An 18,420-nucleotide genomic window follows, 5' to 3' on the forward strand; every position below is an offset into this window, starting at 1 on the left:
ATTAGATATTCACAGTTAATCCCAAAGTAAATGTCTTAGCAAGCGGATATTTTTCTCCGTTAGAACTTCCCATTTCCGGGTCCCATTCTTTAAATTTAGCAAACGTCAAGATGTTGGTACCAATGAAAAAGACACGTATCTTGTTAAACCGTATCTTGTTCACAATCGATTTCGGTAATGTATAACCCACTTCCAATGTTTTCAAGCGTAAATAAGAACCATCCCTGAGCCAGTAAGTAGAAGCTCTATAGTTATTATCGTTCCCTCCATAACTAAGCCGGGGATACGAAGCATTAGGATTTTCATTAGCCGGAATACCCAATGTGGCAGCTGTCTCCGCATCGACATAGCGGTCTTTCACCAAATTCGTCAGGACATTTCCCCACTGACTACCATTAAAGGCATATACGGTAGGGCCATTAATGAAGAACGAAGACTTGCCTGCTCCTTGGAAGTGTGCATTGAAGTCGAAGCCTTTCCACTGTGCAGAAATACCAAAACCATAAATCAAGTTAGGCTTCGTTGTTGCACCAATAGCTACCTCATCACTGCCATTAATAATTCCGTCTCCATTGACATCTTTATATTTAATGTCACCCGGTTGCACCTTCCCCCAGTTAGTTTGCTGCGGGCTATTGCGTATATCATCATAATCTTTAAACAATCCCAAAGCAATTAATCCCTTCGCCTGATTAACCCTGTAACCAGCCTCCTTTTGATAGGGATAAACTGCATTTTCTTCGTCTTTCTCCAGAATCTCATTCTTACTGTAAGTAAAGTTACCACGTACAGTCAGATTGACTTTACCTATTTTCTGCTTGTAAGCAAAATTACCGTCAAAACCTTTCGACCGCCCACTTCCCACATTCGCTTTTGGATAAGTATTTACACCCACAATGCCAGGTAGATAATTACGTTCCATATAGATACCATCACGCTGTTCATGGAAATAATCTACAGTAGCCGTAAACTTGTCATTGAATAAGGATAAATCCACACCTGCATCGTGCTTGGTCGCAATTTCCCAAGTGACATTGTTGGAGGCCAGCTGCGTATACTGCATTCCTGTATACACATTGTCCGGAGAACCGTAATCACTCCAAGTCCAGCCATTTCCATCATCCTTGATTGTGTACAAATAGGGAAAACGATATGTTGTATCACCTATTTTAAGCTTATCGCTACCCACTTTGCCATAGGAATAACGTAACTTGAACATATTCATCCATTTCAGATGTTTCTTTATAAACGTTTCTTCTGCTATATTCCAAGCGAGAGAAAACGCAGGGAAAAAGCCGAAACGATGTCCATCAGCAAAATTTTCCGAACCATTATAGCCAAAGTTAAAGTCAGCAAAATAGCGATAGTTCCAGTTGTAACTTACCCGACCGGCCAATCCCATGTGACGTTTGGCAATCCCATTCTTTACATCCGTTCCAATATCAACTGTTGTCCGATAAGCATCCTGACTATATTTCAATGTTCCACTCAAATGATGCGCGTGAAATGCACGGTTATATTGTAAAAATGCTTCCAGGAATTCACGGCGTTCACCAGTAGAGGCACTGGTTTGCTCCATCGGTTTTTCGGCACTTTGTTGGTTGAAGATCACCTTTCCCTCATCATTGCGATCTCTTTGGGCACGCCATGTTTCCGGCATTCTTATCCGGTTTATTTCACTCTGATTATTCGTGTCGAACCCGAAACGTCCTTCAAAACGCAGGCCTTTAGTGATAAAATCCAACTTTTGTTCCAAAGAAATATTGGTCTGAATTTTATTATTCCAGATTTCTTTATAACCACTCTGTGTAGCAAGTACCCAAGGATTATTGCGATTATCTTCTTTCCCGTGTGCAGGAATGTAACCATTAGAATACATCACAGGAATACTGATTGGACTCTGCCCCATCAATGAAGTCCATACGTTAGAGCCCTGCCCCGGTGCATTACGCTTCTTTAATGAACCGGATACGCCTACTTTTACAAGAGTAGTCTTCGTTACATCAATATCCGTATTCAAACGGTAATTCCAACGTTGACTACTAGGATTAGTATTATAATCCTTACGCATGGCATCATCCGTTTTGTACATACCTTCTTCATTCACATAACTAAGCGATACAAAATAACGCGCCGTGCTACCTCCGCCACTCATATTCAGATTAGCACGATAAGTCATAGCTCCATCTTTCAACAGGACATCCATCCAGTCTACATTCGGATATAAATCCGGGTCAAGTCCCAATCGCAGAATTTCCATTTCGTCATTCTGATAAATTCTCTCTTGATTACGAGTTATACATGCTTCATTCATCAGCATGGCATAACTGTAACCATCTGCAAATTCCGGTGTGATGGTACGCGCATTATAAGAAGTCTCCACTTTAGCATTAATCTTAATCTTACCTTCTTTACCATGCTTGGTAGTAATCAACACTACACCATTTGCGCCACGAGAACCATAAATCGCGGTTGTAGAAGCATCCTTCAATACAGTAAAAGACTCAATATCCTCAATATTGATTTCATCTAAATCGCGTTCAAAACCATCAACTAATACTAATGCGGAGCTATTAGCACCAAAAGTGGATATACCTCGAATCCAGAATTCAGAAGTATTCACACCCGGTTGTCCAGAAGTTTGCATGGCAAGGACACCTGATACATTTCCGGCCAATGCATTAGAAAGATTCGCCGTAGGATTTGATTTCAGCACCTCTACATCTACATTCGTCACTGCACCAGTCACAGTCAATTTCTTCTGCGCACCCGTTCCCGTAATTACTACTTCATCAATTTCTCTAGCCTCCGATTCTTTCATTGACACATTGACCAGATTTTGGTGCTTCACCAATATTTCTTGTGTATCAAAACCAATATACGAAAATACCAAACGAGAAAATTCCTCTATGTTTATCTTGTAACGTCCGTTGATATCTGTTATCGCTCCTAAACCAGGTTTGTCTTTCACTGTTACATTGACACCAACCAATGGTTCTTTATTCATATCTGTCACAACTCCCGTTACCTCAATAGTCTTCTCTTGAGCAAAAAGGGAAACAGAGACTAATAACAGACAAATCGTAATAAATTCTTTTATTCTCATGTGTTCTTCTTTTTATTGATTTTCTTGGTCCTGATTGTCATTAGATTCTTCTCCAACTAAATCGTCAGATGCCTGTTCTTTAGCAATCTTCCGGATCTTATAATTTCCCGAATCACCCACATAGAAAGTCTTTGTTACCTCATCGTAAGCCAAAGCTACCGGTTGATTAAAGCGAGCTCTCTCACGTACTTCTCCATTTTGCTTACCCCATTTATAGCTACTTGCAGAGGCAGAACCGCGTCCGGCAAACGTAGAAACCACCCCATCCGGAGTCAATATTCGAATACAATGATTCTCTTTATCTGCGAAATAGAAGTCATACCAATCATCCTTATTAGCAGCCTTATACTCCTCGTTAAATACGAAAACACCTTGACCTGGTTTATTGATGCGTGCATTGATACCTACAAGATCCTTATAATCAGCCTGACCGGATTGTCCGCACACAATATATGGAGTTACCAGTTTTTTAGTCTCCTCATCATAATTGGAACGAAGTATATAATGCGATTCATGCATGATGATATAAACATATTTACCTGTTGGATGAGGAACCATACTAAAGTCAACCGTCTGATTAGGTACACTAAATGCCAAAAAGTCATTCAACCCTGCTCCACCAGGAACTTCCGGATTGTTATTATAGCCGTTTTCTTCAAAATTATATCTGTACACATTGCCTGTTGCACGATGATTGAAGTAAAGTTCTCCCGTTTGTGGAAGCACCATAGACCCGTTACAAGCATTACCACGCGCCAAAGCGACCCAACTAGACTCTTTGAAATCTTGTCCGTCTGTACTGCTTCCACGCTTTAAAATAATATTGTTTCTATTCTTAGCACCACCATTCTGGGGAGCAGCCAATATCATATCACCATCATTAGTCCATGTAATAGTAGTTGCACGGTTGATATTATTTAGTTCCTTAGTATAGATCATTTCCTTTTCCAAATCTAACACTCTCAGATTTCCTTTATTTTGAGACAAATAAAGAATATTAGAATGTTGGGGATCAAAAGAAAACCAAAAAGGATAGTCTATCTTTCCACAATCGTCAAACGGACCAGTGTCTACAATATTTCCCTCTCCCAGTTCATCTACATCACCACATAAGTCTGTTACTACCATTTGTGGTTCGTACTGATATTTTTCAGATGCTATCACAGTTTGTTCACCTATCTTTATTTCTACAGTTCCTTCGAAACAGCTCTCCGGCGTGGAGCAGTAGATACTGGTACCTTTAGAACTAATGACAATGGCTTCTTTACCACCTACCTTAACAGAAATAATAGAACAATCTATTCCAAAGTTGCTACCATAGATTATCATTTTCTTCTTTCCACCTCCCGATTTAGGTGTGAAATCCGTCACTTCTACTGGCAGATTCGGATCATAAGGCGCTGATGTATCGTCTTTGCTATCTTTGCAGCTACTAAAACAGACTGCCAAAATGAATACCAACATCATGCATTGTAGCCCTATGTTCCCATGTTTCATAGTTTTACATTTCATAATACACTAGATTTAAATTATTGATTGTTTTGAACTTTATCCATTAATACCTTCATCCAGTATCCTCCGATCACCGAACGGGCTCTGAAGCCCACCCATTTTCCACTGTCTGTGTGGTGCCAGTCACTGATAGGTACACGAGATACTGTTTCATTGATATATTTATAGACAGGATCAGAGAATTTCTGGAAGGTTTCCTTATCTGATGACATAGCTGCCGTCCACATGATCCAGTCGGATTTTGTGTATTCTTTACGAGAATCCAAAGGGAGTCCATAAGGATTCTGTTTTGTTAGATAATAATTGAGCTCTTTTCCAATTACATTATTAGGAAATAAATTCAGGTTCCACAATTTGTCCCAAACCATATTATACTTCTGGCTCCAGGTATTCTTACGGTCGAAAGCCAAGCGATAGTGGTCGCCCTCATTCGCCATTTCTTCCCATTTCACTGCCATTTTCTTGGCTATATCCGCATATTTGTCTGCTACATCATTCAATCCGAGCATACGAGCCATCTCGCTGTATCCGGCCACTCCCATGATAGCTTTTACAGAAAGATTGGCATTGTGTGCCCAATGTCCGGCGAAGTCATCCGTGCAAAGTTGGTTTTCCGGGTCCTGTCCATACTCTACTAAATAATTGGTCCATGTCGTTAGAATGTCCCAATATTTCTTAGCATAATCTGCATTACCTTCAATTTTCGAAATAGCTGCAGTTAGAATCACCATATTACCACTTTCTTCAATCGGCATGTCACCACCATAAACTTGTCCATTAGCTATTGGATAAGTGCCAAGGTCATGTGCTGCGAAAGGTTTATCCCAGCGACCGCTAGCACTATATTCAAAGATACTAGTCATCATTGCCTTTTGTAAATCAGGATTATAGACCAAAAACAGGGGAGCAGACGGATAGGTCAGGTCGACTGTATTGATACAACCATTACTGTTATTCTCTTTAGAGAACCACATCAGATTGCCTTCTTTGTCTGTAAATAGTTTGTGAGCAGAAATAACTTGACGATAGGCTGCAGAACAGATTTCTGCATATTTTTTACCACCAGCTTTTTCTGCATCGCTATAAATAAGCTCATCAAGTGCACGACAACGCTCCATGATGGATTGATAGTTATCTCTTAGTTTTTCGAAAGCATCAAAAATCGTTACTTTACCATCATGCTTCCAATATCCCATACGTTTCTCATACATATATTCAATGGAATAAATGTCATCATAACCGATCATCAAGAAACCATCTTTACCATCTTTGGTAACAGTTCCAAAATTATGTACATAAGCCATTGCAGGAGTATTTTCTTCCCGACGAGTAATCCATTTGCTTTTACTTGAAGCTAAAGTTCCATTTTTAACAAAAGCTTCCTTCATTCCGCTATAGTCACCCAAACTTATAGATTTTCCTGCTCCATTTACACTACCAAGATATACATATCCCCAGTCAGCACAAATCAAATCACCTTTACGATCACATATCGGCTGGTTGATGGTGCCAGCTTCTACATAACTAATACCATTTTTCGATAATGTACGTGCAATAGTAGGTTGAGTAGTCTCATTCACTGCTAATACCGGAGTCGTTTCTATATAGAATTGTACATCATGCTCTTTTTTATCAAGAGGACGCACACGATAGGAGATGTAGTTAATCGGAGTTGACAACAAATCCAAGTCATCTATCAATTGAGGTGCTGTAAATACGACATCTAATTCGACTGGTCCGCAAGTGAATGTATAGTAACTGGAAGTGGCTAGTACATCTACCGATTTCTGTACAGCCTCATTTTCAAATGTTACTGCATTTTTCTTTTCACGATATAAACCAAAATCCACATAAGATCCTCCTGTCGTGTTATGACAATGTGCTGCAATCACATTTTTACCATTACGAAGCTTCTTCTTGGCTTCGTCTGAAAGTTTTAGATTTACATTATTCTTCCATACGAGATCTGTAGCAACCAGTTTTTCTCCATTTAAATATAATTCGAATACATCGTCATGAGAATAAATAAGAAAAATATTCTCTGTTAAATCCAAATCATTTATTTCAAATGTACGTCGGATATAAATATCTGTATTATCTCCTTTCCATTCTGTGCGAACACGTGGCATATCACGGCTACCGAAAGCTGCTTTACCTTTTTTCCAACTACTATCATCAAACTGGAATTCTTGCCATCCATTTGCTGGTTGACTATTAGTATATGCAGCCTCCCAACGTTCCACATTTGTCATGGGAGCAATAGGTATTAGAGCTACTTGATCTTTACCCAGGAAACGATACACTTTACCATCTACGCGTAAAGCCCCTACTAATGGCTTCTTAGCTGTAGTCCAGTGTTCTGTACTTCCTTCCATTAATTTATCATAAGGAGACCAGATAGAGAAGTGAGGATCTGAAACAACGATAGGTACCGATGGAGTACGTAGCGCTACCTCTTTTACTGGTTTAAATAAGTTGCCGGTTTGAGCATTTGCGAATAAACCGACCGAAAAGGCCATTACTGTTAGTAGTTTCTTCATAAATATTTTCTAATTAATCTACAATTTTAAGGTTACCCATCTACAATCTTGTTTACCTATAAAGAAAAACAAACCCTACGTTTTCTTTTATTTCTCTTTTTACCTTCTTACTATTACCTTTTAAATGCAATCTTACCTTTCTTATCGCTATACCTAAATAATATATTAAAATCAGTACTGTCGAATATTTATAAATGCTAGAGGAAAAGTTTATATAGAATTGTGTGTTTCAGGTAGGACCCAGGATTCATACAAATCCATTTGTTTTTCCATAGCATTTTATTTGTAACGCTACAAAATAATGGAATTAATGCTAAATATTAGGAAAATCTGTGTTCAAGAAAGGACAAAATCTATTCTTTTTTCATGTTTCGAATGTTTTTAAAGTGCAAAATAACTCTCCTACAGTGTGATTTGAGTAGTTTTTTTCCTTTTTGAGCAATATTTATCCACTTTTTTAGATAGTACTATGCTTTTGGAGGTTCTAGCTTTTAACGATGAGATATTGCTCATTTCGGATAGCTTTTGTAACTTTGCAATACGAAAGCAATACAGATTTTACTATCGCAAAATATACTCCATATATTAAACCTAGGTACGTCACTCGAGAAGGGACTACTGTCCTTTATGTTCGATATAACTACAATCGGACTAAGCGTACGCTCATCTCTACTGGATACAGTATTAAACCGGAACACTGGGATTCTAAAAAGAGATGGATTAAGCGCGCTTGTCCAAACTATGATGAAATTGATGCCTGCCTGATTAGAATAACGTCCAAGCTTGGAGAAATTCTTACATATGCTAAGATAAACGGAATAAGTCCAACCGTAGATTTTGTTTTACTTGAATTAAAAAAAAATAGAGAATATGAATTACGTCCTAATCGGGTAGATATATTTGACGCATTAGAAAGATATATTACAGAAAAAGCTCTTGTTGTTTCTGCAGACCAAATAAAAGACTACCGAACACTTCGTAAACATCTGATCGCTTTCAAAGAACATTCATCGCAGCCAATTACTTTTCATAACCTGAATCTTATATTTTACAATGAATTCATGGACTATTTATTTTATAAGGTTATAAAGCCCGATGGGAGTGTTGGCTTGCTCACTAATTCTGCAGGAAAAATTATACGTTTGTTAAAGGGATTTGTTAATTATCAAATAGATAAAGGAGTTATTCCTCCAATTGACTTGAAGCATTTTAAGGTCGTAGAAGAAGAAACTGATGCTATTTATTTAAGTGAAAAGGAACTTTCAACAATACACGAGTTAGACTTGTCAGATGATAAGCAATTGGAAGAGATTAGAGATGTTTTTATTACTGGGTGTTTTACAGGACTGCGATATAGTGATCTCTCAACATTAAGTCCCGAACATATTGACTTAGATAATGAGATTATAAATCTCAAACAGAGAAAAGTGCATAAAGCTGTCATAATCCCTATGATCGATTATGTTCCGGAAATACTCAAGAAGTACAACTATGATTTACCTAAAATTCCTAGATATATATTCAACGAAAGGGTTAAAGAATTAGGGCGAAGAGCAAAACTAAAACAGAAAATCGAAGTTGTTCGCAAAAAAGGGAAAGAACGGGAAAAGAGAGTCTATGAAAAATGGGAGATGATCTCTTCTCATACTTGCCGACGATCGTTTTGCACAAATATGTATTTATCCGGCTTTCCTGCCGGAGAACTTATGCGCATATCCGGGCATAAGAGTCCATCTGCATTCATGAGATATATAAAGGTGGATAATCTACAGGCTGCAAAAAGACTAAAAGAACTTCGAGCTAAACTTGCCAGGTAAAGATTGAAATATTTCATCTTAGTTATTTCAAATTATGTTCTATTTTTCATATATGCAGAAGAATTAAGATTCTATTGAGTTGCTAAATAGAAAAAAGAAAGTCACATTTACATCATATATATTCTTTTTATTGAATATATATAGCATAATTCTTTATGAATATGTACTTTTTCTTACTATCGAAAAGATGTTTTGATATAATGAAACAAGTCGTTGGTTTAAAAGGAACATCTCCTACCTTTAAAAGAAACTACTTATTGGTTTAAAATAAACCACACTATGGACTCCTGAATGGGGTTCTAACATCTACTTTCCTTATTACCTTAAGCTATCACACAATAACATTTCTCTGCAAAATAGTATAAAAAGATAGATAAATCATTCCAGAAAGCTTTATTTACGTCGAATTCATTCAACAAGAGTAATTATTCAATCTATTTGATTTTTAATATCTTAAAATGTTGCTAGTTTTTATGTCATAAAAGAAATTACATGGATAAATGAAAAGAGAGAGAGGAAAAATATTCATTTTTTTCAGATTAGTCCATTTCTCATCTTAGACTACCACTACATTTATCCATTAACTTTTTATTTATTAAAAGTCTGCTCATAAGTTAGAATTTTGTACTTCATTTAATAGCCATAACAACACAAAGACAATATAGACTAAAGATAATTACCTGTATTTCAAATGATTGATAAATGAAAGTTTAGTCTGGACAGGACCCGGAGAATCAACTTTGTACAGATGATTTTGCAGGCCATTGGGCCCACAATGCCAATCTTTCTGTAAAAGCTATCATGGGAGTAGCTGGGTACAGCGAGATGGCTCGTATGCTTGGAATGAGTGATGTAGCCGAAAAATATGCAGCAATAGCTAAGAAAATGGCGGTGAAATGGGAGGAAATGGCAAATGAGGGTGACCACTATCGCTTGGCTTTCGACCGTAAGAATACCTGGAGCCAGAAGTATAATATGGTTTGGGACAAATTGTGGAACCTGAATTTATTTCCTAATAATGTAATTGGAAAAGAGCTCAATTATTATCTAACAAAACAGAATCCTTATGGACTCCCTTTGGATTCTCGTAAAGAATACACAAAATCCGACTGGATCATGTGGACGGCAGCTATGTCATCAGATAAGGAAACCTTCCAGAAATTCTCTGATCCTGTCTATAAATATATCAATGAAACAGTATCACGTGTACCTATCAGTGACTGGCACCATACAGACAGCGGTAAATGGGTAGGATTCAGAGCACGTTCAGTAATCGGAGGATACTGGATGAAAGTATTAATGGATAAAGTTCAGAATAATCAATAATTTAAATCTAGTGTATTATGAAATGTAAAACTATGAGACATGAGATCATTGGATTTCAATGGATGACTCTATTATTACTCTTTACGATTTGCTTCAGTAGCTGTAAAGATGATAAAGATGCGTCTGCGGAACCTTATGATCCCAGCCAACCGGTGACTGTGACGGATTTTGCTCCCAAAGCAGGAGGAGCAAACACTCGAATGATTATTTACGGTAGTAATTTCGGTACTGATTCCTCTATTGTCTTTGTGAAAATAGGCGGGAAAGAAGCAAAAGTAATTAATGCGAAAGGTAATAGTTTGTACTGTATTACCCCGCAACAATGTTACGAAGGAACTATTGAAGTAAAAGTCGGTGAACAGGATGTTATAGTATCATCAAAATATAAATATGTTCCACAAAAGGTCGTATCAACTTTATGTGGATATGTAGATGAGAAGGGTAATGGAGAAATTATAAAGGAAGGTCCTTTTAGCGACTGTGGTAAAATAGATTTTCCTGCATGGTTCGAGTTTGACCCGAAAAATCACGATATCCTGTATTTAACTCAGGATGCAGAAAATAATGGTAATGGTAAGCCGATGCGTATATTGGATTTGAAAAATGAAAGAATATACACTGGAATAACCGGTAGTTCGGAAGGAGCCGACCGCTTGCGTAGCATGTCATGGACTTTAAGTAAAGATACTATGATTATAGCATGCTCAAAAGGAGCTGATAATGCTGCAAGTAATATTATGTTAATCCGTAACCAAGACAATGATATGGTTGATGTTACAGATTTCCAGAATCCTGTAGTAAAACGTCTGACCACAAGTAGAGGGTGTCAGAACTCAATGATACACCCAGAAAATGGTGAATTATACTATAATTTCTTTGGTTCAGGGGCTGTGCTCAGATATGATTTTTACCAATGGGGGGCAAATGATAATAAAGCTCATGCAGAAGAACTGTTTACGATTCAGGATGCCAACTGGGAATTTAACTTTATCGTTCATCCATCTGGTGATTATGTTTATATGATGGTACAGAATCAGCACTATATTCTCCGTTCAAATTATGACAGAGTTAACAAGCGGCTTACAACTCCGTATATCGTTTGTGGACAACCCGGACAAGCGGATTATAAAGATTTGGCAGGAACAAAAGCACGCTTGAATAAACCCGGACAGGGAGTCTTCGTATTTAACAAAGAGTATGAGGATGCGAATAAAGAGGATTGTTATGACTTCTATTTTACGGATCGTAATAATCACTGTATACGTAAATTGACTCCGGATGGAGTAGTCTCTACTTTTGCCGGAAGAGGAAGCACAGGAATGAATGTACATGCTAATGGATATGTGGATGGCCATTTACGTGATGAAGCACGTTTTAATTATCCTTATGCTTTAGCTTATGATGAAGATACAGAAACTTTTTATGTGGGTGATGTGAACAATCATCGTATCCGGAAGATAGCATTAGAAAAGATTCCTGAAGCGACAGAAGAACATCCGGAAGAGAGTCAACCGGAAGAGGGAGAACAATAACCGAATAAAAGAAAAAACACATGAAAATAAAGAATTTTATCACCATTTGTTTGTTACTGGTTTCTGTTGCCACTTTTGCGCAGAAAAAAATTGAAGTAACGGGAGTAGTGACGGATACGAATAAAGAGCCACTGGTCGGTGTCAATGTAACAGTAAAAGATCAGGCTGGCTTAGGAGCAATTACGGATATTAACGGACGTTATAAAATTAGTATTGAAGAGTTTTCAAGACTAGTATTCTCGTACATAGGTTTTGATAAACAGGAAGTATTAGTGAAAAGGCAGCAGGTAGTCAATGTAATTATGAAGGAATCTGAAGCAAGTGAGCTTGATGAAGTCGTTATTACAGGAACCGGTGCACAAAAGAAGTTAACAGTGACTGGAGCGGTGACTACCGTTAATGTAAATGATCTGAAAGCAAATCCGACAGCAAATCTTTCAAATGCTTTGGCTGGTAATGTGGCAGGTGTTCTAGCTATGCAGACATCCGGTCAGCCTGGAAAAAATACTTCGGAATTCTGGATTCGTGGTATTTCTACTTTCGGAGCTGATAACTCGGCTTTAGTGTTAGTAGATGGATTTGAGCGTAGTCTCGATGAAATTAATATTGAGGATGTTGAATCGTTTACTGTTTTAAAGGATGCTTCTACTACAGCAATTTACGGTCCTCGTGGTGCTAATGGTGTAGTATTGATTACAACAAAACATGGTAAAGCTGGTAAAATCAATATCAGTGCTAAAGTGGAAACATCTTATAACACACGGACTATCACACCGGAATTTGTAGATGGGTACACTCATGCTAGAATGATGAATGAAGCACGTATTACTCGTAATCAAGAACCGATCTATCAGAATGACGAATTGGAAATTCTACGTTTAGGACTTGATCCTGATCTTTATCCAAATGTAGATTGGAAAGATGTATTATTGAAAGATGGAGCAATGACTTATCGTGCTAATGTGAATATGAACGGTGGTGGTAGTACAGCACGTTATTTTGTTTCGCTTAGCTATATTAGTGAAGAAGGTATGTATAAGACAGATGAAGCAGTTCGTAAAGATTATAATACCAATCCCGGTAGTCAACGATGGAATTATCGTTTGAATACCGATATTGACATCACAAAAACAACTCTTGTGAAAGTCGGTGTTTCCGGTTCTTTAAAGAAACGTAATGCTCCTGGACAAGGTGGAAATGTATGGGCATCGTTAATAAATCAAAGTCCGATTAGTATTCCAGTAATGTATTCCAATGGTTATGTACCAGCATTTGGAAAAGAAGATGATCGTTCCAATCCATGGGTATTGGCTACACAAACTGGATATTTTGAAATCTGGGAAAATAAGGTTCAGACTAATATTTCTTTAGAACAGAAGCTGGATTTTATTACTAAAGGATTGCGTTTTGAAGGTCGTTTTGGTTTCGACACTAACAACACAAACGAAATTAGCCGTAAAAAAATGCCTCAAACATGGCGCGCAGAACGTTTTCGAAATACTGATGGGGAAATTACTTTTAAAGAACAGCGAACCGAAGAAAAAATGACTCAAAGCTCTATTTCAACAGGTAACCGAACTGAATTTTTAGAAGCAATTTTACACTACAATCGTGCATTCAAAGCGCATCACGTAGGTGGTACTTTAAAATATAGCCAAGATGCTTATCGGACTACAGTAGATATTGGTACAGATATAAAGAACGGCATTGCCAAACGTCATATGGGCTTGGCAGGACGTGCTAGTTATAACTGGAATTATCGTTACTTCATAGATTTTAACTTCGGTTATAACGGATCAGAAAACTTTGCCGATGGACATCGATTCGGATTCTTCCCCGCTTTTTCTCTGGCTTGGAACATTGCAGAAGAGAAATTCATTAAGAAACATCTGGAATGGATGAATATGTTCAAGCTGCGTTACTCTTATGGTAAAGTAGGTAATGATAAATTGGGTGAACGTTTTCCTTATCTATATACAATTGCTAAGTCATATAAAGAAAATGATAAGGACATAACCTTTCCTGGTTGGAATTGGGGTGATTATGGTTATGGCAATTCTTATGATGGTATGGCATATACTCAATTAGCTTCTGAAAACGTTACTTGGGAAATTGCAACAAAGCACGATATAGGTGTAGACCTTTCTTTGTTTAATGATAAGTTTACGGCCACTGTAGACTATTTCCATGAACAACGCGATGGTATTTATATGGAACGTAAATATCTACCTGGTATAGTAGGAATTGTGAGAAGTAATCCTAAAGCAAATGTGGGTAGTGTACGTTCGCAAGGTTTTGATGGCCATTTTGCCTATAAACAGAAAATAAACAGAGTGAACCTCACGGTTCGTGGTAATTTTACTTATAGTAAAAATGAGATATTGGAGAAGGATGAAGAAAATACTGTTTATCCTTACCAGACAGAAGCGGGTTACCGTGTAAACCAAGCTAAAGGTTTGATTGCATTAGGTCTTTTTAAAGATTATGATGATATTCGTAACAGTCCTCAACAGACAGCATGGGGAAAAGTACAACCGGGTGATATTAAATATAAAGATGTTAATGGAGATGGTGTAATCAATGATGGTGACAAAGTAGCTATCGGTGCGACTACCAAACCGAATCTGATTTACGGATTTGGTATCTCTGCACAATGGAAAGGATTTGATTTCAATGTCCATTTTCAAGGAGCAGGAAAGTCTTCATTCTTCATTAATGGTTCTACGGTATTTGCCTTCAAGGATAGTCAGTGGGGAAATGTTTTGGGAAATTTAGTAGCTAATCGTTGGGTTGATGCAGACACAGCAGCTAAACTTGGAATTCCTGCTAATGAAGATCCGAATGCTTCTTATCCACGCCTTAGCTATGGTGGAAATGATAATAATCAACAAAAGTCCACTTTCTGGCTAAAAAATGGTTCATATTTACGTTTGAAGACTTTAGAAGTAGGGTATACATTGCCTAAATCAATTGTAAATAAGATTAAGTTCAATAATATACGTGTATTCTTTATTGGTACCAATTTATTGACATTCGCTAAATTTAAAGAATGGGATCCGGAATTAGGAAGTTCCACAGGGGCGGAATACCCACTGTCTAGGGTAATGACTTTAGGATTGACTGTTAATATCTAATCAATATGTGTGAAATGAAAAAGATATATAAGTTTTGTATAGGTGCCCTGTTAGGGACAATCACCGTTTCGTGTGTAGACCAGCTGGATTCGGATAAAAATTTTAAAGACCGTATGACGCTGGAAGATGTATTTACTAATGAAAAATACTCGGAAGAATGGTTAGCTCATGCTTATTCCTATCTTAAAGGAGAGAATATGGATGTTGGAACCAAAGATAATATACTGTGGTGTTTTGCCGATGATATTTATTTTGGTGACCGTGATATTTATAACACCTTTAAAACAGGGACTTATAGTGAAGGAGACCGACAATCATGGGGAGCCAGTTATAAAGGCATTCGTCAGGCATCCATTTTCATTCAAAATATCGACATGAATATGGAGTTTACAGAAGCTGAAAGAGCTGACCTGAAAGCACAAGCCCGTTTTGTACGCGCTTACTATTATTGGTTATTACTCCGTAAATATGGCCCTGTTCCTTTATTGCCGGAGGAAGGACTCGATTATACAGCCAGCTATGATGATTTGGCTTGTCAACGTAATTCCTATGATGAATGCGTAGAATATATCGAATCAGAAATGCGCTTGGCGGCTAAGGACTTACCTTTGGACAGGGGAGCGAATCATACCTCTCGTCCTACTAGAGGAGCCGCATTAGCAGCACGCGCAAAAGTTCTATTATACGCGGCAAGTCCTATTAATAACCCTCGTCCTGAAGATACCGAAAGATTTACAGATTTGGTAGATCATGACGGAAGATGTTTGTTAGCACAGGAATATAATGAATACAAATGGGCCAAAGCCGCTGCAGCAGCAAGAGACGTTATGGAACTCCCGGGAAGCAATTATGGACACCGTTATGTGTTACACACTGTGAAGAAAAGAGATGAAGCCGCTGCAGGTTATCCGAAGACACTTCCTCCTTATTCTGATAATGATTTTGAAAATGCAGATTGGCCAAATGGATATCGGGATATTGACCCCTTTGAATCCTATCGACAAGTTTTTAATGGAGCCCTGTCTATGTTTGATAATCCTGAACTTATTTTTAGTCGTGGACAAAATCAGGGTGACCGCAATCTTGCAGATATGGTATTACATCAATTGCCTACCAGTGCCAATGGCTGGAATACACATGGTATGACACAAAAGATGTGTGATGCTTACTATATGTATAATGGCTCTGAGTTTAACAGACAGACATTTTTGGACACTTGCCAAGTTGAGAACCGTTTTGTGTCTGAAAAGGAAGGGAAGGCAGGAACATATCCTTATTTAAAGAAAGGAGTATGGAAAGAGTATGCATGGCGTGAACCACGCTTCTATGCTTCAGTTGCTTTTAATGGTTGCGTATGGCCTCTATTGAATAATTCAACGCTTAAAGATCCTAAACCCGTAGAGCAACAGGTATTTTATTATCGTGGTAATGGTAATGGATATACTAACTCCAATTTTTGGCTTCGCACTGGTATTGGAATCATGAAATTTGTTCATCCGGACGATACCTCTGCGGCAAAAGGTAATAAGGACTATGTCAAACTAAAAACGGAACCTGCTATTCGTTTTGCTGAAATCTTATTGATTTACGCTGAAGCTTTGAATGAGTTGGAAGATGGATCTTCATACGACATTCCATCTTGGGACGGCTCTGCCAGTTATTCTGTCAAACGTGACATAAATGAAATGAAAAAAGGTATTCGTCCTGTTCGTTGCCGTGCAGGGGTTCCCGATTATACATTGCCAGAGTATCAAGACCGGAATGTATTCCGTAAGAAATTGAAGCATGAGCGACAGATAGAGCTCATGGGAGAAGGACATCGTTATTTTGATCTCCGCAGATGGAAAGACGCTCCGATTGAAGAGTCAATGGAAATATATGGTTGTGATGCTCTTATGACTGAAGAAAATAGAGCAGCGTTTCATTCACCAATTGTAGTCAATGAACTTCCAACTGCTTTTTCTCGCAAATTATATTTCTGGCCTATCAGTCATGAGGAGTTGAAACGCAATAAGCTGTTGACACAAAATCCGGGTTGGACATACAATGATTAATTTTAAAATGATATAAGTATGAAAATTATATATAATTGTTGGTTTGCATTATGTATGTTGCTCTTGATCACTTCTTGTAATGATGAGTGGAAAGATGAGCAGTATCGGCAATATATTTCTTTTAAAGCACCTATAAAAGATAAAGATAATGGGGTAACTCCAATATATGTGAGATACAACCCTGATGGAAAAGTACGCTATCAGTTACCGGTTATAGTTAGTGGGTCAACTACGAACGAACAAGATATAGATGTCCATGTAGCACTATATGAGGATACCTTGGAAATATTAAATAGAGAACGTTTCAGCGGGCGTACAGATTTATGGTATACGCTATTGGAGGAAGATAAATATGAATTCCCGGAAATAGTTCATATTCCTGCAGGAACATGTGTGGAACAACTAAATATTGATTTTGATTTGAGAGGAATCAATATGACAGATAAATGGGTGTTGCCTCTAACTATCGTTGATGATGCTTCTTATAATTATCAAGGTCATCCACGTAAAAACTATGCAAAAGCATTATTGCGTGTAATTCCTTTTAACGATTATTCCGGTTCATATAGTACAAGTACAATGGAAGTGTATATTCGAAATGCAAATGGAAGTACTGATAATAAACCGATGGTAACCAATAATCGTACAGCATATGTGGTAGATAATAATACTATTTTCTTTTATGCCGGTTTAATGAGCGAAGATTTATCAAGAGATGAACGGGAACTTTATAAAATATATATACGCTTCAATGAAGACAAATCATTGAGTATGTGGGCAGATGACGAAGAAAAGATTGGATTTAAGCTATACGGTACTCCTGCTTACAGCGTAACGGAAACTATGGATGCTACACGACCTTATCTAAAACATCGCTATGTTTCATTTACTATTGAATATGATTTTAAAGATGTAACTTCTCGAAATCAAGAAGTTCTTTATAAAGTTAAAGGAACAATGCTACTGGAACGAAATCTCAATACTCAGATTCCAGACGAAGATCAGCAGATTGAATGGTAAATAATGAAAAATTAAGAACTAGTCTGATAATCTAATTATATTTTATGGATTAGCAGATAAATACCATAAAATAAGAGAATAAGTTAGGCGTGATTCAGTAAACGACTTACGTGATTGAACCACGACAATAATTTAATATTCAATATAAGATAAATAATTAAGTAGCCTGTCATTGTCTAAATCGAGTTCAATGACAGGCTGTTTAAATTGCTTACAGTATGCTGCGGATATGATAATAAAGAATTTGATATAAATAAAAGGCTTTAAGTTAAGAAGAATGAGTATCTCTTATTAATTCATTCTTTAAGATTAAATTTACAAATAACAAAAAAGTAGAAACAGTGACGATAGAACGAGTATTGGGATCCAAGCTAATTGA

Annotated in this window: 8 protein-coding genes and 1 pseudogene; 6 read left to right on the top strand and 3 right to left on the bottom strand. The window is 37.4% G+C overall.

From position 1 onward, the window contains the following. Position 1 precedes the first annotated feature (1 nt). Genes AB5217_RS06635 through AB5217_RS06645 form a run of 3 tightly spaced genes read right to left on the bottom strand, consistent with a single transcriptional unit; the run spans position 2 to position 7,158 of the window. Complete coding sequence (locus AB5217_RS06635) at positions 2 to 3,106, bottom strand: SusC/RagA family TonB-linked outer membrane protein (RefSeq protein ID WP_032845553.1); 3,105 nt, start codon at positions 3,104 to 3,106, stop codon at positions 2 to 4. A 12-nt stretch (positions 3,107 to 3,118) separates the two neighbouring features. After that, positions 3,119 to 4,618 carry an IPT/TIG domain-containing protein gene (locus AB5217_RS06640; protein WP_004324418.1) on the bottom strand — a complete coding sequence of 500 codons (1,500 nt, stop codon included), beginning with the start codon at positions 4,616 to 4,618 and terminating at the stop codon, positions 3,119 to 3,121. 17 nt (positions 4,619 to 4,635) lie between these two features. Further along, positions 4,636 to 7,158, bottom strand: a complete 2,523-nt coding sequence (locus AB5217_RS06645; RefSeq protein WP_042994021.1) for a glutaminase family protein — start codon at positions 7,156 to 7,158, stop codon at positions 4,636 to 4,638. Between the two features lie 533 nt (positions 7,159 to 7,691). Here AB5217_RS06645 and AB5217_RS06650 point away from each other — a divergent pair. The 6 genes and pseudogenes from AB5217_RS06650 to AB5217_RS06675 all read left to right on the top strand — a co-directional run bounded on the left by AB5217_RS06650 (position 7,692) and on the right by AB5217_RS06675 (position 18,041). Continuing rightward, positions 7,692 to 8,975: a site-specific integrase gene (locus AB5217_RS06650; RefSeq protein WP_032844989.1), complete on the top strand. Its 1,284-nt coding sequence runs from the start codon at positions 7,692 to 7,694 to the stop codon at positions 8,973 to 8,975. A gap of 717 nt (positions 8,976 to 9,692) precedes the next feature. Then, positions 9,693 to 10,301 (top strand): annotated as a pseudogene (locus AB5217_RS06655) (glutaminase domain-containing protein); the annotation flags it as partial. Between the two features lie 17 nt (positions 10,302 to 10,318). Continuing rightward, positions 10,319 to 11,833 carry an IPT/TIG domain-containing protein gene (locus tag AB5217_RS06660; protein ID WP_032847313.1) on the top strand — a complete coding sequence of 505 codons (1,515 nt, stop codon included), beginning with the start codon at positions 10,319 to 10,321 and terminating at the stop codon, positions 11,831 to 11,833. Between the two features lie 20 nt (positions 11,834 to 11,853). Next, positions 11,854 to 14,967 carry a SusC/RagA family TonB-linked outer membrane protein gene (locus AB5217_RS06665; protein WP_032847315.1) on the top strand — a complete coding sequence of 1,038 codons (3,114 nt, stop codon included), beginning with the start codon at positions 11,854 to 11,856 and terminating at the stop codon, positions 14,965 to 14,967. 14 nt (positions 14,968 to 14,981) lie between these two features. Then, complete coding sequence (locus AB5217_RS06670; RefSeq protein ID WP_004324411.1) at positions 14,982 to 17,021, top strand: RagB/SusD family nutrient uptake outer membrane protein; 2,040 nt, start codon at positions 14,982 to 14,984, stop codon at positions 17,019 to 17,021. An 18-nt stretch (positions 17,022 to 17,039) separates the two neighbouring features. Then, complete coding sequence (locus AB5217_RS06675) at positions 17,040 to 18,041, top strand: DUF4973 domain-containing protein (RefSeq protein ID WP_004307644.1); 1,002 nt, start codon at positions 17,040 to 17,042, stop codon at positions 18,039 to 18,041. Positions 18,042 to 18,420: the final 379 nt, after the last annotated feature.

The organism is Bacteroides sp. MSSM.1001136sp1_RTP21357st2_D2_RTP21359_211015 (assembly GCF_040913205.1).
Lineage (GTDB): Bacteria > Bacteroidota > Bacteroidia > Bacteroidales > Bacteroidaceae > Bacteroides > Bacteroides ovatus.